This is a genomic window from Streptomyces sp. NPDC006384 (assembly GCF_042870695.1).
In the GTDB taxonomy this organism is placed as follows: Bacteria; Actinomycetota; Actinomycetes; order Streptomycetales; family Streptomycetaceae; genus Streptomyces.
This window is the reverse complement of sequence record NZ_JBIAHR010000034.1, coordinates 59,431-81,354: the sequence shown is the minus strand read 5'-3', so window position 1 is coordinate 81,354 and position 21,924 is coordinate 59,431. Positions and strand designations below refer to the sequence as shown.

24 protein-coding genes and 1 pseudogene are annotated in these 21,924 nt (G+C 73.6%); 15 read left to right on the top strand and 10 right to left on the bottom strand.

All coding sequences use genetic code 11. The annotated features are described in order from the left end of the window. The 3 genes and pseudogenes from ACFYOJ_RS33330 to ACFYOJ_RS33320 form a co-directional block, all read right to left on the bottom strand. Positions 1-135, bottom strand: a pseudogene (locus tag ACFYOJ_RS33330) (RNA polymerase sigma factor SigF); the annotation flags it as partial. Between the two features lie 93 nt (positions 136-228). After that, positions 229-1,167 (bottom strand): anti-sigma factor RsbA family regulatory protein, encoded by a 939-nt coding sequence (locus ACFYOJ_RS33325; RefSeq protein WP_356557351.1) that lies wholly within the window; start codon positions 1,165-1,167, stop codon positions 229-231. Beyond that, positions 1,164-1,499 carry an STAS domain-containing protein gene (locus ACFYOJ_RS33320; protein WP_356557419.1) on the bottom strand — a complete coding sequence of 112 codons (336 nt, stop codon included), beginning with the start codon at positions 1,497-1,499 and terminating at the stop codon, positions 1,164-1,166. Before ACFYOJ_RS33320 ends, ACFYOJ_RS33325 begins: the two co-directional genes overlap by 4 nt. Positions 1,500-1,753: 254 nt before the next feature. On the opposite strand from ACFYOJ_RS33320, the gene ACFYOJ_RS33315 reads away from it, so the two are divergent. Next, positions 1,754-2,110: a PRC-barrel domain-containing protein gene (locus tag ACFYOJ_RS33315; protein WP_356557352.1), complete on the top strand. Its 357-nt coding sequence runs from the start codon at positions 1,754-1,756 to the stop codon at positions 2,108-2,110. A gap of 68 nt (positions 2,111-2,178) precedes the next feature. Continuing rightward, positions 2,179-2,343, top strand: a complete 165-nt coding sequence (locus ACFYOJ_RS33310) for a hypothetical protein (RefSeq protein WP_356557353.1) — start codon at positions 2,179-2,181, stop codon at positions 2,341-2,343. A gap of 52 nt (positions 2,344-2,395) precedes the next feature. On the opposite strand, the gene ACFYOJ_RS33305 is transcribed toward ACFYOJ_RS33310, so the two are convergent. Next, on the bottom strand, positions 2,396-2,977 hold the full coding sequence (locus tag ACFYOJ_RS33305; RefSeq protein ID WP_356557354.1) for a DNA starvation/stationary phase protection protein: 582 nt from the start codon (positions 2,975-2,977) through the stop codon (positions 2,396-2,398). 185 nt (positions 2,978-3,162) lie between these two features. Here ACFYOJ_RS33305 and ACFYOJ_RS33300 point away from each other — a divergent pair, with 185 nt between their 5' ends. Beyond that, entirely contained in the window at positions 3,163-3,738 is a 576-nt protein-coding gene (locus ACFYOJ_RS33300; RefSeq protein ID WP_356557355.1) for a hypothetical protein, read from the top strand. 162 nt (positions 3,739-3,900) lie between these two features. Beyond that, entirely contained in the window at positions 3,901-4,623 is a 723-nt protein-coding gene (locus ACFYOJ_RS33295) for an FAD binding domain-containing protein (RefSeq protein WP_356557420.1), read from the top strand. 35 nt (positions 4,624-4,658) lie between these two features. Here ACFYOJ_RS33295 and ACFYOJ_RS33290 read toward each other — a convergent pair whose 3' ends face one another. Beyond that, positions 4,659-5,495 (bottom strand): lysozyme, encoded by an 837-nt coding sequence (locus ACFYOJ_RS33290; protein ID WP_356557356.1) that lies wholly within the window; start codon positions 5,493-5,495, stop codon positions 4,659-4,661. 327 nt (positions 5,496-5,822) lie between these two features. Here ACFYOJ_RS33290 and ACFYOJ_RS33285 point away from each other — a divergent pair, with 327 nt between their 5' ends. The 5 genes from ACFYOJ_RS33285 to ACFYOJ_RS33265 are packed head-to-tail and all read left to right on the top strand — an operon-like array spanning position 5,823 to position 10,531. After that, positions 5,823-7,817, top strand: coding sequence for an ATP-binding protein (locus tag ACFYOJ_RS33285; protein WP_356557357.1), 1,995 nt, complete (start codon positions 5,823-5,825; stop codon positions 7,815-7,817). A 57-nt stretch (positions 7,818-7,874) separates the two neighbouring features. After that, entirely contained in the window at positions 7,875-8,294 is a 420-nt protein-coding gene (locus tag ACFYOJ_RS33280; protein ID WP_356557358.1) for a roadblock/LC7 domain-containing protein, read from the top strand. Continuing rightward, a complete protein-coding gene (locus tag ACFYOJ_RS33275) occupies positions 8,291-8,647 on the top strand; it encodes a DUF742 domain-containing protein (protein WP_356557359.1) in 357 nt (118 codons plus the stop codon). Before ACFYOJ_RS33280 ends, ACFYOJ_RS33275 begins: the two co-directional genes overlap by 4 nt. Further along, the gene (locus ACFYOJ_RS33270; protein ID WP_356557360.1) at positions 8,628-9,266 is read left to right on the top strand and encodes an ATP/GTP-binding protein; all 639 of its coding nucleotides are present in this window, start codon (positions 8,628-8,630) and stop codon (positions 9,264-9,266) included. Before ACFYOJ_RS33275 ends, ACFYOJ_RS33270 begins: the two co-directional genes overlap by 20 nt. Further along, positions 9,263-10,531 (top strand): cytochrome P450, encoded by a 1,269-nt coding sequence (locus ACFYOJ_RS33265; protein WP_356557361.1) that lies wholly within the window; start codon positions 9,263-9,265, stop codon positions 10,529-10,531. Before ACFYOJ_RS33270 ends, ACFYOJ_RS33265 begins: the two co-directional genes overlap by 4 nt. A 24-nt stretch (positions 10,532-10,555) precedes the next feature. Here ACFYOJ_RS33265 and ACFYOJ_RS33260 read toward each other — a convergent pair whose 3' ends face one another. Beyond that, entirely contained in the window at positions 10,556-11,782 is a 1,227-nt protein-coding gene (locus tag ACFYOJ_RS33260) for a cytochrome P450 (protein ID WP_356557362.1), read from the bottom strand. Positions 11,783-12,026: 244 nt separating this feature from the next. Here ACFYOJ_RS33260 and rpmG point away from each other — a divergent pair, with 244 nt between their 5' ends. Continuing rightward, positions 12,027-12,191: a 50S ribosomal protein L33 gene (gene rpmG, locus ACFYOJ_RS33255; RefSeq protein ID WP_019330754.1), complete on the top strand. Its 165-nt coding sequence runs from the start codon at positions 12,027-12,029 to the stop codon at positions 12,189-12,191. 127 nt (positions 12,192-12,318) lie between these two features. Here rpmG and ACFYOJ_RS33250 read toward each other — a convergent pair whose 3' ends face one another. Both ACFYOJ_RS33250 and ACFYOJ_RS33245 read right to left on the bottom strand, forming a co-directional pair. Continuing rightward, the gene (locus ACFYOJ_RS33250) at positions 12,319-12,783 is read right to left on the bottom strand and encodes a TerD family protein (RefSeq protein WP_388598460.1); all 465 of its coding nucleotides are present in this window, start codon (positions 12,781-12,783) and stop codon (positions 12,319-12,321) included. After that, a complete protein-coding gene (locus ACFYOJ_RS33245) occupies positions 12,780-12,998 on the bottom strand; it encodes a hypothetical protein (protein WP_388598458.1) in 219 nt (72 codons plus the stop codon). Before ACFYOJ_RS33245 ends, ACFYOJ_RS33250 begins: the two co-directional genes overlap by 4 nt. Before the next feature lie 176 nt (positions 12,999-13,174). Between ACFYOJ_RS33245 and ACFYOJ_RS33240 the strand changes: the two genes are divergently transcribed. The 3 genes from ACFYOJ_RS33240 to ACFYOJ_RS33230 all read left to right on the top strand — a co-directional run bounded on the left by ACFYOJ_RS33240 (position 13,175) and on the right by ACFYOJ_RS33230 (position 15,762). Further along, entirely contained in the window at positions 13,175-13,459 is a 285-nt protein-coding gene (locus ACFYOJ_RS33240) for a polyprenyl synthetase (RefSeq protein WP_356557363.1), read from the top strand. Further along, positions 13,452-14,552, top strand: coding sequence for a polyprenyl synthetase family protein (locus tag ACFYOJ_RS33235; RefSeq protein ID WP_356557364.1), 1,101 nt, complete (start codon positions 13,452-13,454; stop codon positions 14,550-14,552). The genes ACFYOJ_RS33240 and ACFYOJ_RS33235 overlap by 8 nt, the downstream gene beginning before the upstream one ends. A 61-nt stretch (positions 14,553-14,613) precedes the next feature. After that, on the top strand, positions 14,614-15,762 hold the full coding sequence (locus ACFYOJ_RS33230; RefSeq protein WP_356557365.1) for an oxygenase MpaB family protein: 1,149 nt from the start codon (positions 14,614-14,616) through the stop codon (positions 15,760-15,762). 67 nt (positions 15,763-15,829) lie between these two features. On the opposite strand, the gene ACFYOJ_RS33225 is transcribed toward ACFYOJ_RS33230, so the two are convergent. Together ACFYOJ_RS33225 and ACFYOJ_RS33220 are read right to left on the bottom strand one after the other, a co-directional pair. Then, on the bottom strand, positions 15,830-16,252 hold the full coding sequence (locus ACFYOJ_RS33225; RefSeq protein ID WP_356557366.1) for a DUF350 domain-containing protein: 423 nt from the start codon (positions 16,250-16,252) through the stop codon (positions 15,830-15,832). 118 nt (positions 16,253-16,370) lie between these two features. Continuing rightward, entirely contained in the window at positions 16,371-17,468 is a 1,098-nt protein-coding gene (locus ACFYOJ_RS33220) for a DUF475 domain-containing protein (protein WP_356557367.1), read from the bottom strand. A gap of 268 nt (positions 17,469-17,736) precedes the next feature. On the opposite strand from ACFYOJ_RS33220, the gene ACFYOJ_RS33215 reads away from it, so the two are divergent. Further along, positions 17,737-18,003: a hypothetical protein gene (locus ACFYOJ_RS33215; protein ID WP_356557368.1), complete on the top strand. Its 267-nt coding sequence runs from the start codon at positions 17,737-17,739 to the stop codon at positions 18,001-18,003. A 418-nt stretch (positions 18,004-18,421) separates the two neighbouring features. After that, positions 18,422-21,796, top strand: a complete 3,375-nt coding sequence (locus ACFYOJ_RS33210) for a pyruvate carboxylase (RefSeq protein WP_356557369.1) — start codon at positions 18,422-18,424, stop codon at positions 21,794-21,796. Positions 21,797-21,924 lie beyond the last annotated feature (128 nt).

Sequence of the window (21,924 nt, the reverse complement as noted above, 5' to 3'; positions counted from 1 at the left end):
CTCCAGTACCGCCAGCCGGTCGAAGAACCGCTTCGACAGCTCCCGCGCGTCCCGGGGCGCCACCTTGGACGGGTCCGCGATCTCCGGCATCCCGGTGGTGCGGTGCCCGGTCGTCTCCACGGTCGTCGCCGTCATGAGGTGCCCTCCCTGTCGATCGGCCCTGTCAGTGTGCGTTCCTCGGCCGACGACAGAGCGCCTACCCCGGTCCGAAACTCGTACACCTGCGCGTCAGGAACCCGGCAGGGCGAGCTGGAAGCGGACCGTCGTGCCGCCGTCCGCCGTGTGCGTCCGCACCAGGTCGGCGACGTAGTGGACGAGCAGCAGCCCCCGTCCGCCGATCTGGCCCCGCTCGGGCGGGCGGCGCCCGGCGAGCGGGTCGGTGAGCCGTCCGGCGTCATGGACCTGGCACACCAGCTGCCCCTCCTCGGCCCAGACGGCCAGCGTCCCGCGCCCGCCGCCGTGGACCACGCTGTTGGTGGTCAGCTCCGCCACGGCCAGTTCCACGTCCTGCAGCCGCTGCCCGCCCAGCCCGAGCGACGCGGCCCGCTCCACGGCGAAGCGGCGGGCCCCGGGGAGCCCGGAGGAGCCGAAGGAGTGCACGGCGGTGCCCGGCGGGACGGGGAGCGGCTCGTTGTACCGGGCGACGACCGCGCGCCAGTCGTAGTCCCCGCTGGCCTCCTCACGGCCCTCGGCGACGACCGTCGGATGCGTGCGCCGCGCGTCGGCCAGGACCTCCGCGTCCAGCCGGGAGGTGTCGTACGGGCACAGGATCGTCGCGGCGCGGCCCGCGAAGGCCGCGTTGATGAGCGCCTCGTGCTGGGCGCACGCCGGGTACTCGGCCGCGCTGCGCCCGGCCCAGATCGGCTCGCCGATGATGCGCACCCGGGCCGGCGCGTGCTCGTCGGCGAACGCCCTGAGGACTTTGGGGATGATCCGTCCCGGGTTGCGTCCGGCCTGCGTCATGTCGAGGAGGACGACCCGCCCGGCGTCCGGGCCCAGCTCCGCCCTGATCAGTTCCAGGCGGGGGGCCGGGACGGCCACCGCCACCGGTTCGCCCGCCGCCAGCCCCTCGCGCACGAACGCCACGGTGTGGAAGGCGTAGTCCCGCTCGGAGCGGTAGAAGAGCGCGGGGTGCACGAACGCACCGTCCGTCGTCGCCGTGCTCATCGGGCGCTCACCTCGATCCCGGGCAGCGACGGCCAGAACATCTCCAGCACCCGCGGCAACTGAGGCGGCGGCTGCTCCACGACGACCCGGCCGGCGGGCAGGTTCATGGCGGTCACCGCGAGCGCCGCCACCCCGGCCACGTCCACGAAGCGCACCTCCGACAGCTCCAGGTAGGACACGTCCGCGTGCCGCCGCGCCAGTTCGGCGAGGGCCTTCTCCCAGGACGGGCGGGTGATCACGTTGATCTCCCCGCGCGCACGCAGACCGGGACGGCCGGACAACGGCCCCACGTCCAGCACGGCCCCGTCCCGCCGCTCGGCCGGGTGGCCCATGGGATGGGTGGCGTCGTCCACACTCGATCTCCTCCGGGAAACTGCCGGACTCGTACGCGTCGCCCCGCCCGGCACCGGCGGGGACGGCTCTTCGGCCCGGGAAGCCTAGCGCGGCGGCCTCCCGTCCGGCCGGGCCGGGGGCTTGCGCGGGCCCGTGAACGGGCGGATGCGCAGCAGTGGGGACAGACCGTGCGACTCGGGCACGAAGCGGGGAACACGACAGGGGAACGCGTCCTGGGAAGGGAAGGCGAGCCATGTTCGAGGCTGACAACATCCGTGACTGGCGTGGCCACGACGTCGTCGACAACGACGGCCACAAGATCGGGAGTCTGGAGTCCATCTACGTCGACACCGTCACCGACCGTCCCGCGTTCGCCGCGGTCACGACCGGTCTCCCGACCCGCCGCCGGCTGGTGTTCGTGCCCTTGGAGAAGGCCACCGTCGGACCCGGCTACCTGAAGGTCCCGTACGACAAGGGCCTGGTCAAGGACGCCCCCGGGATCGATCCCGACGGCGAACTGGAGGCGGCGTCCGAGGGGGCGGTGTTCGCCCACTACGACCTGCCCTACGAGCCGGGCAGCCAGGGCGAACGCCGGCTCGCCCGGCGCTGAGCGGTCCGGGGCCGCCCGGGACCCGTCCGGGGAGTCCGGCCGGGGAGCCCGTCCGAGGGGAGACGACCGTGAGCCTGTTCCTGCTGCTGTTGCTGGTGGCGCTCGTCCTGGGGGTGATCGGGGTGGCCGCCGAGGGCCTGTTCGTCCTGTTCGTCATCGGTGCGGCCGTGCTGGTCGCCGACCTGGTGCTCGCCGGGGTCCGCCTCGGCCGCCGGAGCGGGCCCGCGCGCTGAACGCCACGGGGTCCTGTCGTGCCGGCCCGGCACGACAGGACCCCTTCGGGCGTCACCGCGCGCTCTTGCCCCGGGCCACCTTCGAGCCCTGCTCGGCGCCCTCCGCCTCGGACTCGGCGCCGCCCGTCGTCAGGGAACCCCCGGCGGTCTCCAGGTGCGCCCGCACGAACCACTGGAACTGCTCCAGGTCCCGCAGCTGTCCGATCAGCAGGTCCTCCGTGGCGGGGTCGATCTCACCGGCCTCCTTGACCGCGGCGCGCACGCCCTCGATCACACCGGTGTACACGACGTCCAGCGCGCCGAGGTGGGCGATGGCGTCGGCCCGGCCGATGGAGTAGTCGTCCCAGGTCCGCTCGGACACCAGGGCCCCGGGCGTCCCCTGTGCCACTCCGCCGAGCGCGGCGATGCGCTCCGCGACGTCGTCCGCCATCTCGCGCACCTGGTCGACCTGCGGGTCGATCATCTCGTGCACGGCGATGAAGTGCGGACCCACGACGTTCCAGTGCACGTGCTTGAGCGTCAGGTGCAGGTCGTTGAGGGCGTGCAGGCGCAGGCGCAGCACGCCGATCAGCCGTCCGGCGGCCTCACGCTCGATGCCGGGGACCGTGTACTCCGGGGTCAGGTCGTGCGTCATGGCGGTTCTCAGCTCCCGATCTGTCGTGTACGGCATTGCACCTGCACGGATGCCCCGCTTCGTCGGACACAGACATGCCGTGTGTCACTCCGGCCCCGCCCGGGGGGCACCGGCGCGGCGTCCACGACCGCGACGATGTCAAGGCTTCCTTGACAAATGCGATCTTGTCAAGGAAGCCTTGACGCATGACGAACGAGAACGAACTGCTCACCCCCGAGGAGATCCTGCGGATCCGGGAGGGTGTCGCGGCCGCGGTGCTCGGCGCCCCGGACGGACTGGTCGAGTCGCTGGAGCACGACCCGCGGGGATACCTGCGGCTGGTGGCCGCCGGCCGTGTCGGCGAGGAGGAGGCGAACCGGCTGCTCCGCGAGGCGGTGCACCGGGCCCGGGCCGCCGGACAGAGCTGGGAGACGGTCGGCGGTGTCCTCGGCGTGAGCCGGCAGGCGGCGCAGCAGCGGTTCGCCGGCAAGGCCGGCCCCGCCCCGGACCTGTCCGGCGAGGCCGAACGGCGGGTCCTGACGCCCCTGACGGCCTTCAACGAGATGCAGGCGCTCGCCGAGGCCGGCCGGGAGGGCTGGCACGTGGTCGACTACGGCCCCTTCTTCCACGTGGTCGAGAAGTCCGCGCATCCGTGGGAGCACCGCAGGGTGCCCTTCGCGGTCGGCCCGCGGCGCCGCCGGCTGGAGGACGAGGGGTGGACGCAGGCCGGCCCCGGCTCCTTCCCCTGGCGCTACTACAAGCGCCCCCTGGAACAGGACTGAGGCGAAGACCGGGAGTGCTCCGGCGCGCAAGGGGCGCACACCGTCCGGGAGTGAGCCCTGTACGCGCCCCCGCGGCGGTGCGGACAATGCGACAGGACCGTGATCACGCGGCGGGACGCGCGCCGTCCGGCCGCCGGCTTCCGGGAAAGCAGGTCGATCGCCGTGCTGTTGCGTCTGCCCACGTCCCTGACCGAGGCACAGGAGTGCATGGCCGAGGGAGCGGTGCCCGTCGGCGGCGCCACGCTCGTGTGGGCCGCCTGGCAGCGGGACGGCTTCCCGGAGCAGGCCGTGTCGCTGAGCAGGCTGCCGCAGGCCACCGTGGTCGGGCCCGAGGCGCTGGGCGGCGCCGTGGTGCTGCACCGGGTGGACGACCGTGTGCCCGAGGTGCTGCGCCGGGCGGCCGGCTCGGTGGGCACCGGCGCCGTGCGCCGGACCGCCACGGTCGGCGGCAACATCGCCGGCAGCAGCCTGCGCTGCCTGCTGCCGGCCGCCCTCGTCCTCGACGCCCGCGCCACCGTGCTCGGCCCGGACGGGACGTACGAGACCGACCTCGGCGAGGTCGTGGCCAAGCGTCACCTGCTGCTCGCCCTGCGCTGGCGCACGCCCGAGGACAGCGGCTACCACAAGCAGCCCGCCGAACCGGGCGGGCCGCCGCCCCTGGTCGTCGCCACCGCCGTGCACACCGGCACCGACGGACGGCGGCGTCTGCGGATCGCCGTCCGCGACGGCTACGAGGTCCTCGGCGGGACCACCGCGTGCGACGACGGCGCCGACCAGGCCCTCGACGCCCTGGAGCGCACGGACGTCGGCACCCTGCCGGCCCGGGCGCGCGAGGTGGTGCGCCGGCAGGTCACCGGCATACTCGGGCGGCGGACCGGCCACTGACCCGCGCGGCCGGCCCACCGCACCCCGGAGCGGGCTCAGCCGTCGGCGAGCTGCTGCACGCGGTCCAGCGCGCCGTTGAACTTGTTGTGGTCCCCGACGATCGGCCCGGACGACGTGTACTGCCACATGGTGTGGAAGTCCCAGCCGGCCGGGAGCTCGCCCACCGCCGACGCGTACCGGGCGACCCACAGCGGGTTGGAGGAGCCGAAGCCGCTGTAGTTCCCCGTGCACTGCTTCCACCAGCTGGTGGAGGTGTAGATGACGGCCTCACGGCCGGTGCGCGCCTCGTACCGGTCGAGGAAGTCGCGGATCCAGGCGACCATCTGACTCGCCGTCCTGCCGTAGCAGGTCTCCCCGTACGGGTTGTACTCGATGTCGAGGACCCCCGGCAGTGTCCAGCCGTCCTTCGTCCAGCCGCCGCCGTGGTCGACGAAGTAGTCGGCCTGGGCGGCGCCGCCCGCGGTGTCCGGCGTCGCGAAGTGATAGGCGCCGCGGATCATGCCGACTTCCTGCGAACCGCCGTACTGCTGGGCGTAGTACGGGTTCCGGTAGGACGTCCCCTCGGTGGCCTTCACATAGGCCCACCTGACTCCGCTGTCCCAGAGGGACTGCCACGCGACGTTGCCCTGATGGCTGGAGACGTCGACCCCCTCGGTCTGGGTGACCCGGTTTCCGGCGGGCTGTCCCTGCACGCCCTCGTGGGCCAGCACGCCCCGGCCCATGTAGGCGGTGCCGCGGGGGGGCACTCCGCCGGGGTCGTCGGCCGACGCGGGCACCGCGCACAGGGCCAGCAGGAGGGACGGGACGGCGAGGACGACGCCTGACCTGAGCAGGCGTGAGTGGCCGAGGGCCACGGACATGGGTCTGCGCATGCCCCCATCCGATCCGCTGTCGCACCCCACCGCATCCCACAGTCACCCGGACGGCGTCGGAACGCGGACCGCCGGGGGCCGGAACCGACGAGGCGGGCGGCGCCGCACGGCCGTACCACACAAGTGAGTTCGTGTGCCGGAAAACCGCGGAAGTTCGCTCCTGCGCGGGGTCTGCGGCCGGTCCGGCCTGCGCGTGCGAGGCGGTGACTAGCATGAGCCGCAAGCCCGCCGGGACCGCCGTCCCGCCCCCGGAGGGGCACCCCCGACTCGCGGCCGACACATGCCGATCGGCCTCCCCCCGCTCTCAAGGACCAGAGGGACCGCGGAATGCCCGTCTCTGCACCCCCCACCCCGCCCCGGACCCGGAAAGCGCCCCGCACCGCGCCCACCGTGCCCCTGGTGGCGCTGCCGGCCGCCGCCGCGGCGGCCGGAGCCGCCTGGGTGACGGCTCCCGGAGCCGCCCGGGAATGGGCCGCGGCCCTCGTGGCGGCCTGCTGGCTGTGCGTGGCCGTGACCGTCACCGTCGGCTCCCACCAGGTCCGGCGGGCCCGGCGGGCCGAGGCGGAGGGGAGAGCGGAGAACAGCACCCTCAGAGCCCGCCTCGCCCACGAGAACGCCGCGTGCCTGCACCTGGTCAACGTCGCCCTGCCGGGCATCGCCCGCCAGGTGCGCGACGGGGTGCCGGCGGACGAGGCCGTGGCGAACGCGGCACCCGTCCCCGGCCCGCACCTGCCCCAGGTCGTCCGGAGCTTCGCCACCCTGCTGGAGGCGGCCGTACGGGACGCCACGGCCCTCGAGGCGCGGCAGCAGCAGACCCGGCAGGAGACGCGGCAGATCACCGCCGAGCTGGAACACCTGACCGGCAGCACCCTGCCCGCCGCGGTGGCGCAACTGCGCGACGGCACCTCCGCCGACCACGTGCTCGACGGCCTGGACCTGCCGCACCACCCGCAACTGCGGGCGTGCGCCGAGCGGTTCGTCCGCGAACTCGCCCACAGCGAGCGCCGCACCGCCGCCGCGCAGGCCGCCGCCGCCAAGTCCCTCAGCCGCGTCCAGGCCAAGGCCGTCAGCATGCTCGCCGACCTGCGCGAGATGCAGGACCGGCACGGCGAGGAGGTCCTCGGCGACCTGATGCGCCTGGACCACAGCACCTCGCAGCTCGGCCTCGTCACCGACCGGCTGGCCATCCTGATGGGCGGCCGCTCCAGCCGGGCGTGGAACAAACCCATCGTCATGGAGAGCATCCTGCGCGGCGCCGTCGGCCGCATCGCCGCCTACCGCCGCGTCCGGATGCACTGCGCCTCGACCGCCGCGATCTCCGGCTACGCGGCCGAAGGCGTCATGCACCTGCTCGCCGAGCTGATGGACAACGCGGCCAACTTCTCGCCGCCCATCGACGAGGTCCACGTCTACGTGGAGGAACGCACCGCCGGGATCGTCGTCACCATCGAGGACAGCGGACTGAAGATGGCCGACGCCGCCATGCACCACGCCGAAGAGGCCGTGTCGGGACGGATGACCGACCTGGCGCAGCTGCAGGGCACCCGGCTCGGCCTCGCCGTCGTCGGACGACTGGCCGCCAAGTACCGGATCGGCGTCAGCTACCGGCCCTCCTCCCGCGGCGGCACGGGCGTCGTCGTCCTGCTGCCGCCCCACCTCCTCGCCCAGCAGCGCGAACCCGTACCGGCCGGAGCCGTCGGCCGGCCCACCCGCGCCGTACCGGCCCACCTGCCCGCCGCGGAACCGCCGCCGCCCTTCCGGCCCGTCCCCGAAGCCCGCCCCGTGACACGACCGGACCTCGAAGTCGGCCCCGTGACACGGCCGGACCCGACGGAGCGGCCGGCCGGGCCGGCCCGGCCGGCCGCCGCCACGCCGGGCGGCCTGCCCGTGCGCTCCCCGGGCCGCACCATGGCCGAGGCGGAACGCGAACGCCTGCGGCAGTACGCCGCCGAGTCCGCCCGCCACGGCGACAGGCCGCGGGCGCACGACGGGACGCCCCAGGTACCCGTGCCCCGCGACGCCGGGACACAGTTCGGAGCCTTCCACCGCGGACGCCGGTCGGGGGCCGCAGGCACCGAGCCCCATGACGCCGCCGCACCGCACGACGGCACGACGCCTCCCGACCGCCCCACGGCGACCGCCGAACCCACCCCGTCCGCCGACGGCGCGGCCCGGCCCGGCGCAGCCACCCACCCCGGCGGCACCCCTCCCGGCGGCACTCCCCCCGGCGGCACCACGACGCCCGGACCGGACACCCCAGGGCGGACGGCACGGCACGCAGCGCCCCCGAAGCCCGAGTCCCCTCGCCCCTCGAGCCTGTGAGATTGGAGGATCGGGCCGGTGACCGCAGAACCGGGAACCACCGTCCCATCACCCGCCATGCAGACCACCGACAACAGCCTCACCTGGCTCCTGCAGAACCTCCTCGACCGCACACCCGGCACCCGCCACGCCCTGGTGCTCTCGCGCGACGGCCTCAAACTCTGCTGGACCGAACACCTGAGCCTGGACCGGGCCGACCAGCTCGCCGCCATCTGCTCGGGCATCCAGGCCCTGGCCCAGGGCGCCTCCGTCGAGTTCGGCAACGGAACCGGCGGCGTCCGGCACTCCATGACCGAGTTCCACGGCGGCCTGCTGTTCATCGTCGAGGCCGGCGAGGGAGCCCACCTGGCCGTCGTGGCGGAGGAGGACGCCGACCCCGGCGTGGTCGGCCACCAGATGACCGAGATGATCGAACAGATCGGTGACCACCTGCGGGCCGAGCCGCGGCACGCCGCCCCCGGGAGCACCTCGTCGTGACGCGCAGGCTCGTGGACACCGGTGAACCGGACCGGCTCTACACGGTCACCGGCGGACGCAGCCGCGCCGACGACTCGTTCGACCTCGTCACCCTGGTGGTCAGCGAGTGCGAGCCGACGGCCGGCATGCAGTCGGAACACGTCAGGATCCTCGGCCTGTGCCGGCACCCCACGGCCGTGGTCGAGGTCGCCGCGGAGCTCGGACTGCCGATCACCGTGGTCCGCATCCTCCTCGGGGACCTGCTCGCCACCGGCAGGATCACCGCACGCCACCCCCGCCTCGGGCAGTCCGTCGCCTCCCACCCCGATACCGCCCTTCTCAAGGAGGTGCTCCATGGGCTCCGTAACCTCTGAGTCCCCGCCCGCCCCCGGGACGGCCCCGTCCGGCCGTACGCCGCTCGGCGACGCCGCCGACACCGGACTGAAGATCGTCGTCGTGGGCGGGTTCGGCGTGGGCAAGACGACCCTCGTGCGCTCCGTCAGCGAGATCCGGCCGCTCAACACCGAGGAGGTGATGACCCAGGCCGGCGTCGGCGTCGACGACACCGGCGCCGTCACCGCCAAGACCACCACGACCGTGGCCTTCGACTTCGGCCGCATCACCCTCAACGACCGCATGGTGCTCTACCTCTTCGGCGCCCCCGGCCAGGAACGCTTCTGGTTCCTGTGGGACCGGCTCTTCTCGGGCACCCTCGGCGCGGTCGTCCTCGTCGACACCCGGCGCATGGACGACTCCTGGTACGCGATAGACCGCCTGGAACACCACCGGACCCCCTTCGTGGTCGCCGTCAACCGGTTCGACGGCGACACCGGCGCGCACTCCCTCGACGAGATCCGCCAGGCGCTCGCCCTGTCCGACCGCGTCCCCCTCGTCGACTGCGACGCACGCGTACGGACCTCGGGGAAGCACGTGCTGGTCACCCTCGTGGACCACCTCTACCAACTGGCCCTGGCGCAGGAGAGCGCACCGTGACCGACACCGACACCCAGCCCGCGTCCGGCCGTACCGCCGCGCCGGCCTGCCCCGCCCACCGGGGCGCCGTCGCGCTGGCCGGCCTGGAGTACCAGCAGACCCCCGCGGAGCTCTACCGCAGCCTGCGCAGCGAACACGGCCCCGTCGCGCCCGTGCTCCTCGACGGCGACATCCCCGCCTGGCTCGTCCTCGGCTACACCGAGGTCAGCTACGTCACCAGCCACGACGAACTGTTCGCCCGGGACTCGCGCCGCTGGAACCAGTGGGACGCCATCCCGCCCGACTGGCCGCTGATGCCCTACGTCGGCCACCAGCCGTCCGTCCTGTTCACCGAGGGCGAGGAACACCGGCGGCGGGCCGGCGTCATCACCCAGGCGCTCGCCGCGATCGACCAGTTCGAACTGGCCCGCGACTGCCGGCACCTCGCCGACGTGCTCATCGCCTCCTTCGCGGGCAGCGGCCGGGCCGAGCTGATGAGCACCTACGCGCACGCCCTGCCGATGCACGCCGCGGTCCGGATGTGCGGAATGCCGCACAGCGGCGCCGACACCCGGCAGCTCGTGGACGACCTGCGCATCTCCCTCGACGCCGCCGAGGGGGACGACCCGGTCGCCGCGTACGCGCGCGTGGGCGAGCGCATCCACCGGCTGGTCCGGGAGAAGCGGGACCGGCCCGGCCCGGACGTCACCTCGCGCATGCTGACCCACCCGGCGGGCCTCACGGACGAGCAGATCGTCCAGGACCTGATCTCCGTGATCGCCGCCGCCCAGCAGCCCACCGCCAACTGGATCGGCAACACCCTCAGACTGCTCCTCACCGACGAACGCTTCGCCCTCAACGTCTCCGGCGGCCGCCTCAGCGTGGGCGAGGCCCTCAACGAGGTGCTGTGGCTGGACACCCCCACCCAGAACTTCATCGGCCGCTGGGCCGTGCACGACACCCAGCTCGGCGGCCGGCAGATCCGCGCCGGGGACTGCCTCGTCCTCGGCCTGGCCGCCGCCAACACCGACCCGCAGATCTGGCCCGAGGCCTACGTCGGCGCCGAGAACTCGGCCCACCTGTCCTTCAGCAACGGCGAGCACCGCTGCCCCTACCCGGCCCCGATGCTCGCCGACGTCATCGCCCGCACGGCCGTCGAGACGCTGCTGGAGAGGCTTCCCGACCTCGTCCTCGCGGTGGAACCCGGGCAGCTGACCTGGCGCCCCTCGATCTGGATGCGCGGACTGACGGACCTGCCGGTCCGCTTCACCCCCGTGGCCGTCTGACGGACCCCCTCGCGCAGCGGTCCGTCAGGCGGCGCGGGGCGTGAACCGCACCGGCAGCGACTGCGGCCCGCGCGTGAACACCCCTCGCTCCACCACCTCGTACCCCTCGGCCGGCCGTACGTCGGGCATGGCGTCCAGGAGCTGGCCCACCCCGGTCTCGACCTCGGCCTTCGCCAGCAGCGCCCCGACGCAGAAGTGCCGGCCGAGGGCGAAGGCGAGGTGGTCGGCGGCGGCCGAGAACGCCGTCGTCGTGGTCAGGTCGTCGCGGAAGATGTCGAAGCGGTCCGGGTCCCGGTAACGGCTTTCGTCCCGGTTGGCCGCGCCTATCAGACAGGTGACGGTCGCGCCCGCCGGTATCGTGCCGCCGCTGAGCGCCACCTCCGTCGCCGACTGCCGCATGATCATGTGGACCGGCGGCGTCCAGCGCAGCGTCTCGGCGAAGGCCCGGGGGATCAGGGAGCGGTCCTCGCGCACGGCTGCCAGCTGGTCGGGATGCGCCAGCAGGTTGGCGAAGATGCCGGCGATCGCCTTGTCGGTGGTCTCACCGCCCGCCGCGAGCAGCAGACTGCAGAACGCCTTGATGTCCTCGTCGCTCATCCGGACGCCGTCGACCTCCGCGGCGCACAGCGTGGACAGCAGGTCGTCACCCGGATTCTCCCGGCGCTCCCGGATGATCGGGAACATGTACTCGGCGAACTCCACCCGGGTACGGGCACCGGCCGCCGCCACCTCCGGATCGCCCGCGAGGTTGCCGAGGAAGGCGATGACCGACGTGTACCAGCCGTGGAACCGCTCGTGGTCGGCCTTGTCCAGGCCCAGCATGTCCGCGATGACGTTCACCGGGAAGCGGGTCGCGTAGTCGGCGACGAGATCGGCGCGGCCCGTGTGCCGGAACGCGTCGATGAGCTCGCGCGAGTTGCGCTCGATGACCGGCAGGAACCGTTCCTGCAGCTCGGCCCCGCGGAAGGCCGGCGCGACCAGCGCCCGCCGCACCGCGTGCTCACGGCCGCTCATCTGCAGGATCGTCCGGCCGTGCACGGGCTCGATCTGCCAGTCGTAGTTCTCCGTCGTGAACTGTCCGGCCCGGTCCTTGAAGACGCGCTCCACGTCCTCGTAACGGGAGACGATCCAGCTCTGTGTGGCCTCGTGCCAGATGAGGGGGGCGCTCTCCCGCATCATCCGGTAGGCCGGGTAGGGGTTCGCCGCGAACTCGGGGGAGAGGATGTCGGGGACCTGCTGCGCGATGGACATGAGGCTCCTCGGTCGACAACGGCCTAACCGCACCAGGCTATTGACCCCCCGCCGCCCCCGACAGGGCCCGTGCGCGCCCTTCCCGGTCCGTGTGCGCAGCAGCCGGCCCCGACTCCGTCGTCCGCGTGATGCGGGCGCCCGTCCGTCCGCGGGGAATGTGCGGGGGACCGGAGGTGTTGAGGGACGTGACTGGCATGCGCGGGTCAGAACGTCTCGGGCCCCGCGGCCGTCGGAAGGAGCACCCATGGCACGCAGTACCGCACGCCCGGTCGTCCGGCTGAAGTCGACCGCCGGGACCGGCGTCACCTATGTGACGCGCAAGAACCGCCTCAACGACCCCGACCGGCTCGTCCTGCGCAAGTACGACCCGGTGGCGGGGGAGCACGTCCCGTTCCGCGAGGAACGCTGACCGTACGGCGCGTGGCGGGGAGGCCCCCGTCCGGCCCGGCCCCGCGCGCGGCGGGGCCGGGCCGCTCCACGTCCCGGCCCGCCGTCGCGCCTCCCCGTCGGCGGTGTCGCCGGCACGCCCGCCGCGGTCAGTCCGCGATGTCGACGCCGTAGCTCCGAGCGAGCGCGCCCAGCCCGTGGTCGTAGCCCTGCTCCACGGCCCGCAGGCGCCAGCTCCCCCCGCGCCGGTAGATCTCGGCGAGCAGCGTCGTGCGCTCGGAGGTGGCGGCGTCCAGCGTGGCCTGCACCAGGGCCGCCGCGCCGGCGCCGGGCCCGGAGCTGATGTGCAGGGCGCCGACGTCGCCGAAGGCCGGGGAGCCGTCGACGGCGGCGGCGACCACGACCTTGCGCGCCGAGGGCGGCAGCGTGACGAGGCCGATGCTGACGGTCTGCTCGGTGGGCCCGTCGCTCAGCAGCCGCACCGTGCCGCCCGGGTTCTCCGGGGCGCCGTAGAAGACGAAGTCCTCGTCGAAGGAGACCTGCTCGTCCTCGTCCAGCACGAAGGCGGCCACGTCGATCTCGCACGCCGTCTGCTGCGCCCAGGAAGCGGTCACCGTCCAGCGGTGCGCCGGGCCCCCCGCCCGCCCTGCAGCGGGAGATCGACGACACCGCCGCGCGGCAGGACGTGGGCCGCCGCACGCCGTCCGTCCGCCTCCGGCGCCGCCGTGACGACCGGGGCCACCGGCCACACCGTCGTCCGCCTGCCGGCCGCGGCGCGCGGCGCCGAGCCCGCGGTGGTGGAGGAGGCGCTCGGCGACCCGTCCTGCACGCCGGAGACCCTCACCGCCGTCCGGCCCGGTTCCCGCCATTTCCCTCTGACGCGTGTTCGGCCGTGTCCCTCAAAGGGAGATTCGGTGATCCCCGGCCCCGAGGCCACCGTCATGATCGGACGGGACGAGCCGCGGACCAGGCTCGTCCGTGACGACGCCTCCTTGGGGGAGATGCATGACGCACTCGACGCCGCGCGGCCCGGGCCGGGACGAACAAGCGGTGCTGCTGGTCGCCGGAATCGCGGATCTGGCGGTGAGCACGGCGGGCTCGGCGCTGGGCGCGCTGCGGGGACTCCTGCGCCGCTCGGACACCGCCGACCTGGTACGCGAGGCGGACCAGGACCTGCGGGCCCGGGGCAGACTCGCCCTGGACCGGTACGCCGGTGTGCCGCCGGCCCACCTCGAGGTGCTCGCCCGGCAGGTGCTGGCGCGGCGGGCGGCCGACGGTGACGATGTCTGAGTGCTGGGCCCCGGCCGCCTTCAGGACGCGCGTCGACGGCGTCCTGCGGAGCTTCCTGGCCGAGGAGGCCGGTGAACTGGTGGCCGTCGACGCGGCTCTCGTCCCCGTGGCGGAGCAGCTGCGCAGCGCGGCCGGACACGGCAAACGGCTGCGCGCCGCCTTCTGCTACTGGGGCTGGCGGGCGGCCGGGCAGCCCGACAGCGACGCTCTGGTGCGGGCGGCGGCCTCCATGGAACTGGTGCACGCCGCGGCGGTCGTCCACGACGACCTCATCGACGACAGCCCCCTGCGTCACGGCCGGCCCACGGTCCACGTCGCCCTCGAAGCGGCCCTGGACCCCGCCTCGCGCGATGCTCAGGGCACCGCCTCGCGCGATGCCCGTGACAGCGCCCCGCGGGCCCGCACCGCCGCCCGCTCCCTGGCCATGCTGGTCGGCGACCACCTGATGGCCCTCGCGGGCCGCCTGTTCGCCGAGAGCGGCCTGCCCGCCGCCTATCTCGCCCGCGCCCGCGGCCTGTGGGCCGAACTCGCCCGCGAGCTCATCGCCGGCGAGTGCCTGGAGATCCTGCACACCGGCGGACGCCCGGACACCGGCACCTCCCTGAAGGTCGTCCGCTACAAGACCGCCAAGTACACCGTCGAGCACCCGCTGCTCCTCGGCGGACTGCTCGCCGGCGCCGCCCCCGCACTGCGCGACGGCTACTCCGCCTACGGCCTGCCGCTCGGCGAGGCCTTCCAGCTCCGCGACGACCTGCTGGGACTGTTCGGCGACCCCGACCGCACCGGCAAGGCCGCCCTCGACGACCTGCGCACCCACCGGCCCACCGCGCTGCTCGCCGAGACCTGGCGGTCCGCCGACGCCGCCCAGAGGGAACGGCTGCGCCGGATGCTGGGCCGGCCCGACCTGAACGGGACCCATCTCGAGGACGTACGCGATCTCATGCGGGAGCTCCGGGCGCCCCAGCGGATCGAGCGGATGATCCTCACCCGGGTGGAGCTGGCCACCCGCGCCCTGGACGACGTCGACGTGCCACCCGTCGCGCGCCGGGCCCTGCACGATCTCGCGCGCCTGGCGACCGACCGCGCCCACTGACTGCCCGCCCGGCCGCCGGGCAGTCGTCCCGTCACCCCCCGCCACCACCGAGGAGACCGTGATGACCTACACCGAGACGTCGATGGACGCGTTGCGCCGCGAGGGCGACGAACTGGCCGACGCCGTCGTCGCCACGCTGTTCGAACGCGGCGAGGTCGGCAAGTTCAACTCCCTGATGCGCTACGTCTCCACCGCCGGGCAGGAACTCCCCGCCGGGCTCCCCGGAGTGGCCCGGGAGTACCTCAGGGCGACCGGCACCCCGCCGGACTGGGTGAACTGGGCCGAGATGGAGAAGGCCCGGCTGTTCTTCATCGACAACAACGTGCACATCTCCACCGCCCTGTCCTTCGCGTCCATGCCCGCCTGCTACCTCGTCCCGCACGTCGCCAGGCTCCTGTCGGCCACCCACGGACTGAGCTATCCCTCCAAACGCATGGCGGAGACCGGCCAGTTCACCGTCTACCTGATGCAGCCGGACGCCTTCGAAGCCGGCGGCCGCTTCATCCCGGCCGCCCAGAAGGTCCGCCTGCTGCACGCCGCGATCCGCCACCACCTGAAGCGGGAGAACCGCTGGGACACCGACGCCCACGGCGTGCCGATCTGCCAGGAGGACATGATCGGCGGGCAGATGTTCTTCTCCCTGACCGTCCTGGACAGCCTGCACCGGCTCGGCATCCACATGTCCGAGGAGGGAGCCGACGCCTACTTCTACGCCTGGCGCGTGGTCGGTGCCGTCCTCGGCGTCGACCAGACCGCCGTACCGCGGACGCTCGCGGAGGCCCGGCAGTTCCTCGACCTGTACATGCTGCGCCACATGGGCCCCTCGGAGGAGGGCGCGCACCTGACCCGGCAGCTCATCGACCTCTACGAGGAGGTCGTCCCCGGCACGCTCTTCGACCCGGTCGTCTCCGCCCTCATCCGCTACCTCGTCGGCGACACGTGCGCCGACTGGCTCCAGGTGCCCCGCACCTCCTGGGACACCCTCGTGAAGGCGGCGCCGCACCTCCTCGGCGTCCTGGAGACGATCGAGGACCGCTCACCGTTCGGCGCCTGGGCCCTGGACCGGCTCGGGCACCTCACCACGATGCTCGAACTGTCCACCCTGACCCGCGGACGCGTCATGCACTACGCGATCCCCGAACAGCTGAAGAAGGAGTACGGCGTCGCCCGCACCCGCCGCTGGACCCCGCCGCCCGCCACGGTCGGCTGAGCCGCCGTGCGACACGGCGGACACCCGTGGCGCTGCGGCGCCGGGCGGGGCAGCGCCACGGGGAGGGTCAGGCGATGGAGGCGGAGACGATCGCGGACACCGCCAGGTTGCAGGAGGCCGTCACCCAGACCGCCGGGTGCGGCTCCGGCTCGACCAGCGTCGCGCCCAGCCGCCCCGGCGTGATCAGGTCGACCACCAGGAACGCCAGCGCCATCATCACCAGCCCGAGCAGTCCGAAGGCCGCGGTCGACACCAGCCCCTTGCCGAAGTCCTCGTACGTCGTCCAGATCGAGGTGAACACGATGCCGCCGATGCCGAGCAGCGCCGAGCTGAGCACCAGCGCGGCGTTGCGGTTGCGCTGCTCCCAGATCTGCCGGCCGAGCTTCCCGGGCGTCAGCACGTCCACCAGGATGATGCCGAGGACCAGCAGGAGCAGGCCCAGGGCGCCGTATGCGGTGGCACGGCCGAGTCCGTTGACGATGTCGCTCATGGGGGTGCCGGCTCCGTAGCGTGAGGGATCGCGGACGATCGCGGTCGAGGCGCTGCAAAATGTAGCGCACCTGTTCGGTGCCCAGGACGCAGTGCGCCGATCCCGTCCTGACGCCGCGTCACCCGGCGGCGAGGGCCTTGTTGCGGCGCACGGAGGACCAGAAGGCGGCGCCGATGAGGACGACGCCGATGAGGCCGGTGACGAGCTCGCTGATCTGGTACTCGATGGTGACCAGGAGGATGACGGCGAGGGCGCCGATGGCGTAGTGCGCGCCGTGCTCCAGGTAGACGTAGTCGTCCAGGGTGCCCTGGCGGACCAGATAGACGGTCAGGGACCGCACGTACATGGCGCCGATGCCGAGGCCCAGGGCCATCAGGACGATGTCGTTGGTGATGGCGAAGGCGCCGATGACGCCGTCGAAGGAGAACGAGGCGTCCAGGACCTCCAGGTAGAGGAACATGAAGAACGCGGCCTTGCCGGCCAGCGTGACCCCCGAGCGGGCGGTCCCGGCGCGGCCGGCCCTCTCCTCCGCCTCGTGCTCGCGTTCCTCCTCCCTCTCCAGCCGGCTCTCGAAGAAGCCGGACAGACCGTGGACGATCATGTAGGTGACCAGGCCCGCGACGCCGGAGATCAGTACCGTCTCCGCCTTGTCGGCGTGGATGCCGCCGTGCTGGTGGGCGTGGACGGCGAAGGTCGTCGAGGTGACGAGCAGCGCGATCAGGGCGACGCAGACCGACAGCATGTCGACCCTGCCGAGCTTGGCCAGCGGCCGCTCGATCACGCCCAGCCACTTGACGTCCCGGTCCTCGAGGACGAAGTCCAGGAAGATCATCAGCAGGAACATGCCGCCGAACGCGGCGATCGACGGGTGGGCGTCGGTCACCAGCTCCTGATACCGCTCCTTGTCGGTGACGGCGAGATGGACGGCTTTCCACGGACTCAGCCGGGCAGTGACCGCGACGATCACGACCGGGAAGACCAGACGCATGCCGAAGACGGCGATCAGGATGCCGACGGTCAGGAAGATCTTCTGCCAGAAGGCACTCATCTTCTTCAGGATCCCGGCGTTGATCACCGCGTTGTCGAAGGACAACGAGACCTCCAGCACGGCCAGGACGGCCACCACGCCGAGCGCGGTCCAGCCGTCGTACAGCACGCCCGCGGCGAGGCCGAGGGCGGTGGCGGCGAAGGCCCAGCGGAATGTCTTCACAAGCACGGGCTGCTCACTCCTGTCGTCGTGCGGTGCCGGTCGTGGCACGTCATTGCCAGTGCCCGCCACCCGCGTTGTCTACCACGCCCGACCCGCGCCGCGGCGGAAGCGTGGAGGCGTGCGCCGGGCGGTCCGCGGGTCCCGGCACCGGCAGGAAGGTGCGGGAGCACGGTGACGCGGCAAGGAACGGCCGCGCCGCCCCCGCCCCCTCCTCCGCCGCCGGGCCCGGGCTCGTCCGCCCGCGTTGTCAGTGGCGGATGCGAGGCTGTCTGCCATGGATGAGGTGGAGTTCATGCGAGGCCGGGTCTACGGCGCCGACCACGACACCCCCGGCCCCCGGCCGGGACGCGCGTACGCGCAGCTGGTCGGCGGCCCCCTGGACGGCCTGCTGCTGGACATCACGGACCTCACCGGCGACGAGCACGGCCGGGGCGTGACCCTGGCGACGGAGATAGGCCGCTACGGCCCGGGCGGCCGGTCCCTCTACGCCCCCCGTCCCGGCGACCCCCGCCGCTTCGACTGGCGGGGCGACGCGCCCTGACCGGGCGTCACCGGCGCGCCGTTCGGGCCGCCGAGGGGGCTGCCGTCCCCGGCCCACGACGGCGGGAGCACTGGGGCGACACGGCGGGCCCGGAGGTGGCCGGGATGCCGCCGCGGAGTTCCGGACCGCGGCCGAGGAGCGCGGGGCCGGCGTCGAGGCGATCGACGTGCCCCACGGCCCGGCCACCACGGCTTCGAGCCCCTCGACCCGACCGACGGTCGCGCGACGCGGTGCGCCGTGCGATGCGGGCGGTGCCGAAGCACCTGCGGCGGTGAAGCGTCCGCGCCGGTGAGGCGGCGGGAGGAAGCCCCGGGGAGCCGGGGCACGGACGCCTTCGGAGTGGCCCGGCTCACATGGCGTACCGGCGGTGCCACCGACACCATGGTCTTTCGTCACCGGCAGGCTGAAGGGATCCACCATGTTCCGCAAGGTGCTGGTCGCCAACCGCGGCGAGATCGCCATTCGCGCGTTCCGCGCGGGGTACGAGCTGGGCGCGCGCACCGTCGCGGTCTTCCCGCACGAGGACCGCAACTCGCTGCACCGGCTCAAGGCGGACGAGGCGTACGAGATCGGGGAGCCGGGGCACCCGGTGCGCGCCTACCTCTCCGTCGAGGAGATCGTCCGCGCCGCACGCCGCGCGGGGGCGGACGCGGTCTACCCGGGCTACGGCTTCCTGTCCGAGAACCCCGAACTGGCCCGGGCCTGCGAGGAGGCGGGCATCACGTTCGTCGGACCGAGCGCGCAGATCCTGGAGCTGACCGGGAACAAGGCCCGCGCCGTGGCCGCCGCCCGCGAGGCCGGGGTACCGGTCCTGGGCTCCTCCGCCCCCTCCACCGACGTCGACGAACTCGTCCGCGCCGCCGACGGCATCGGCTTCCCCGTCTTCGTCAAGGCCGTCGCGGGCGGCGGCGGCCGCGGCATGCGCCGCGTCGAGGAACCCGCCCAGCTGCGGGAGGCCGTCGAGGCGGCCTCCCGCGAGGCGGCCTCCGCCTTCGGCGACCCCACGGTCTTCCTGGAGAAGGCCGTCATCGAACCGCGCCACATCGAGGTGCAGATCCTCGCCGACGGCGAGGGCGGCGTCATCCACCTCTTCGAGCGGGACTGCTCGGTGCAGCGCCGCCACCAGAAGGTCATCGAGCTGGCCCCCGCGCCCAACCTCGACCCGGATCTGCGCGAGCGGATCTGCGCCGACGCCGTGAACTTCGCCCGGCGGATCGGCTACCGCAACGCCGGCACCGTGGAGTTCCTCGTCGACCGCGACGGCAACCACGTCTTCATCGAGATGAACCCGCGCATCCAGGTCGAGCACACGGTGACCGAGGAGGTCACCGACGTCGACCTGGTCCAGGCCCAGCTGCGCATCGCCGCCGGCGAGACACTGGCCGACCTCGGCCTCGCCCAGGAGAACATCACCCTGCGCGGCGCCGCTCTGCAGTGCCGCATCACCACCGAGGACCCGGCCAACGGCTTCCGCCCGGACACCGGCACCATCAGCGCCTACCGCTCGCCCGGCGGCTCGGGAATCCGCCTCGACGGCGGAACCACCCACGCCGGTACGGAGATCAGCGCCCACTTCGACTCGATGCTGGTCAAACTCTCCTGCCGCGGCCGGGACTTCGCCACCGCCGTGAACCGTGCCCGGCGCGCCGTCGCCGAGTTCCGCATCCGCGGCGTCGCCACCAACATCCCCTTCCTGCAGGCGGTGCTGGACGACCCCGACTTCCGGGCCGGCCGGGTCACCACCTCCTTCATCGAGCAGCGCCCGCACCTGCTCACCGCACGGCAGTCCGCCGACCGCGGCACCAAGCTGCTGACCTACCTCGCCGACGTCACGGTCAACAAGCCCCACGGCGAACGCCCCGACCTGGTCGATCCGCTGACCAAGCTGCCGCCCCTGCCCGCCGGCGAACCCCCGGCCGGCTCCCGGCAGCTCCTCGCCGAACTCGGCCCCGAGGGCTTCGCCCGCCGGCTGCGCGACTCGCCCGTCATCGGCGTCACCGACACCACCTTCCGCGACGCCCACCAGTCGCTGCTCGCCACCCGCGTGCGCACCAAGGACATGCTCGCCGTCGCCCCCGCGGTCGCCCGCACCCTGCCCGGGCTGCTGTCCCTGGAGTGCTGGGGCGGCGCCACCTACGACGTCGCCCTGCGCTTCCTCGCCGAGGACCCGTGGGAGCGGCTGGCCGCCCTGCGCGAGGCGGTGCCCAACATCTGCCTCCAGATGCTGCTGCGCGGCCGCAACACCGTGGGCTACACCCCGTACCCGACCGAGGTCACCGACGCCTTCGTGCAGGAGGCCGCGGCCACCGGCATCGACATCTTCCGCATCTTCGACGCCCTCAACGACGTCGGCCAGATGCGCCCCGCCATCGACGCCGTACGCGAGACCGGCACGGCCGTCGCCGAGGTGGCCCTGTGCTACACCGCCGACCTGTCCGACCCGGCGGAGAAGCTCTACACCCTCGACTACTACCTGCGGCTCGCCGAGCAGATCGTGGACGCCGGCGCCCACGTCCTGGCCGTCAAGGACATGGCCGGCCTGCTGCGCGCGCCCGCCGCGGCGACCCTCGTCTCCGCCCTGCGCCGCGAGTTCGACCTGCCGGTGCACCTGCACACCCACGACACCGCCGGCGGCCAGCTCGCCACCTACCTCGCCGCGATCCAGGCCGGCGCGGACGCGGTCGACGGGGCGGTCGCCTCCATGGCCGGCACCACCTCCCAGCCGTCCCTGTCGGCGATCGTCGCCGCCACCGACCACACCGGACGGCCCACCGGCCTCGACCTGGGAGCCGTCGGCGACCTGGAGCCGTACTGGGAGAGCGTCCGCAAGGTCTACGCCCCCTTCGAGGCGGGCCTCGCCTCACCCACCGGCCGCGTCTACCACCACGAGATCCCCGGCGGCCAGCTCTCCAACCTGCGCACCCAGGCCATCGCGCTGGGCCTCGGCGACCGCTTCGAGGACATCGAGGCGATGTACGCCGCCGCCGACCGCATGCTGGGCCGCCTGGTGAAGGTCACGCCCTCCTCCAAGGTGGTCGGCGACCTGGCCCTGCACCTGGTGGGCGCCGGCGTCTCCCCGGCCGACTTCGAGGCCGAGCCCGACCGGTTCGACATCCCCGACTCCGTCATCGGCTTCCTGCGCGGCGAGCTCGGCACCCCGCCCGGCGGCTGGCCCGAGCCGTTCCGCACCAAGGCGCTGCGGGGCCGCGCCGAGGCCCGGCCGGTCGCGGAACTGAGCGCCGACGACCGCACCGGGCTGGCCGAGGACCGCAGGGCGACCCTCAACCGGCTGCTGTTCCCCGGCCCGGCGCGCGAGTTCGACACCCACCGCGCCACCTACGGCGATACCAGCGTCCTGGACAGCAAGGACTTCTTCTACGGGCTGCGCCCGGGCAAGGAGTACGCCGTCGACCTCGACCCCGGGGTGCGGCTGCTCATCGAGCTCCAGGCCATCGGCGACGCCGACGAGCGTGGCATGCGCACCGTGATGTCCACCCTCAACGGCCAGCTGCGGCCCATCCAGGTCCGCGACCGGGCGGCGGCCTCCGACGTCCCGGTCACCGAGAAGGCCGACCGTGCGAACCCCGGCCACGTCGCGGCGCCGTTCGCCGGCGTGGTGACCCTCGCCGTCTCGGAGGGCGACGAGGTGGAGGCCGGCGCCACCGTCGCCACCATCGAGGCGATGAAGATGGAGGCCGCCATCACCGCCCCCAGGGCCGGCACCGTCGGCAGGCTGGCCATCAACCGCATCCAGCAGGTGGAGGGCGGCGACCTCCTGGTCGAGCTGCGCTGAACACCGACAGGCGGGGGGGGGGGGGGGGGGGGGGGGGGGCGCGGGGGCGGGCGCCCCCGCGCGCGCCCCCCCGCGCCCCCGCGCGCGCCCCCCCCCACCCCCCCCCCCCCCCCCCCCCCCCCCCCCCC

What these genes read in the sequence shown, in the direction of transcription:
- ACFYOJ_RS33290 (WP_356557356.1), bottom strand. Translation starts at nt 5,495, where the DNA reads ATGCGCAGACCCATGTCCGTGGCCCTCGGCCACTCACGCCTGCTCAGG.
- ACFYOJ_RS33280 (WP_356557358.1), top strand. Translation starts at nt 7,875, where the DNA reads ATGCAGACCACCGACAACAGCCTCACCTGGCTCCTGCAGAACCTCCTC.
- ACFYOJ_RS33300 (WP_356557355.1), top strand. Translation starts at nt 3,163, where the DNA reads ATGACGAACGAGAACGAACTGCTCACCCCCGAGGAGATCCTGCGGATC.
- ACFYOJ_RS33235 (WP_356557364.1), top strand. Translation starts at nt 13,452, where the DNA reads ATGTCTGAGTGCTGGGCCCCGGCCGCCTTCAGGACGCGCGTCGACGGC.
- ACFYOJ_RS33230 (WP_356557365.1), top strand. Translation starts at nt 14,614, where the DNA reads ATGACCTACACCGAGACGTCGATGGACGCGTTGCGCCGCGAGGGCGAC.
- ACFYOJ_RS33305 (WP_356557354.1), bottom strand. Translation starts at nt 2,977, where the DNA reads ATGACGCACGACCTGACCCCGGAGTACACGGTCCCCGGCATCGAGCGT.
- ACFYOJ_RS33215 (WP_356557368.1), top strand. Translation starts at nt 17,737, where the DNA reads ATGGATGAGGTGGAGTTCATGCGAGGCCGGGTCTACGGCGCCGACCAC.
- ACFYOJ_RS33325 (WP_356557351.1), bottom strand. Translation starts at nt 1,167, where the DNA reads ATGAGCACGGCGACGACGGACGGTGCGTTCGTGCACCCCGCGCTCTTC.
- ACFYOJ_RS33225 (WP_356557366.1), bottom strand. Translation starts at nt 16,252, where the DNA reads ATGAGCGACATCGTCAACGGACTCGGCCGTGCCACCGCATACGGCGCC.
- ACFYOJ_RS33240 (WP_356557363.1), top strand. Translation starts at nt 13,175, where the DNA reads ATGACGCACTCGACGCCGCGCGGCCCGGGCCGGGACGAACAAGCGGTG.
- rpmG (WP_019330754.1), top strand. Translation starts at nt 12,027, where the DNA reads ATGGCACGCAGTACCGCACGCCCGGTCGTCCGGCTGAAGTCGACCGCC.
- ACFYOJ_RS33285 (WP_356557357.1), top strand. Translation starts at nt 5,823, where the DNA reads ATGCCCGTCTCTGCACCCCCCACCCCGCCCCGGACCCGGAAAGCGCCC.
- ACFYOJ_RS33315 (WP_356557352.1), top strand. Translation starts at nt 1,754, where the DNA reads ATGTTCGAGGCTGACAACATCCGTGACTGGCGTGGCCACGACGTCGTC.
- ACFYOJ_RS33270 (WP_356557360.1), top strand. Translation starts at nt 8,628, where the DNA reads ATGGGCTCCGTAACCTCTGAGTCCCCGCCCGCCCCCGGGACGGCCCCG.
- ACFYOJ_RS33320 (WP_356557419.1), bottom strand. Translation starts at nt 1,499, where the DNA reads ATGGGCCACCCGGCCGAGCGGCGGGACGGGGCCGTGCTGGACGTGGGG.
- ACFYOJ_RS33210 (WP_356557369.1), top strand. Translation starts at nt 18,422, where the DNA reads ATGTTCCGCAAGGTGCTGGTCGCCAACCGCGGCGAGATCGCCATTCGC.
- ACFYOJ_RS33260 (WP_356557362.1), bottom strand. Translation starts at nt 11,782, where the DNA reads ATGTCCATCGCGCAGCAGGTCCCCGACATCCTCTCCCCCGAGTTCGCG.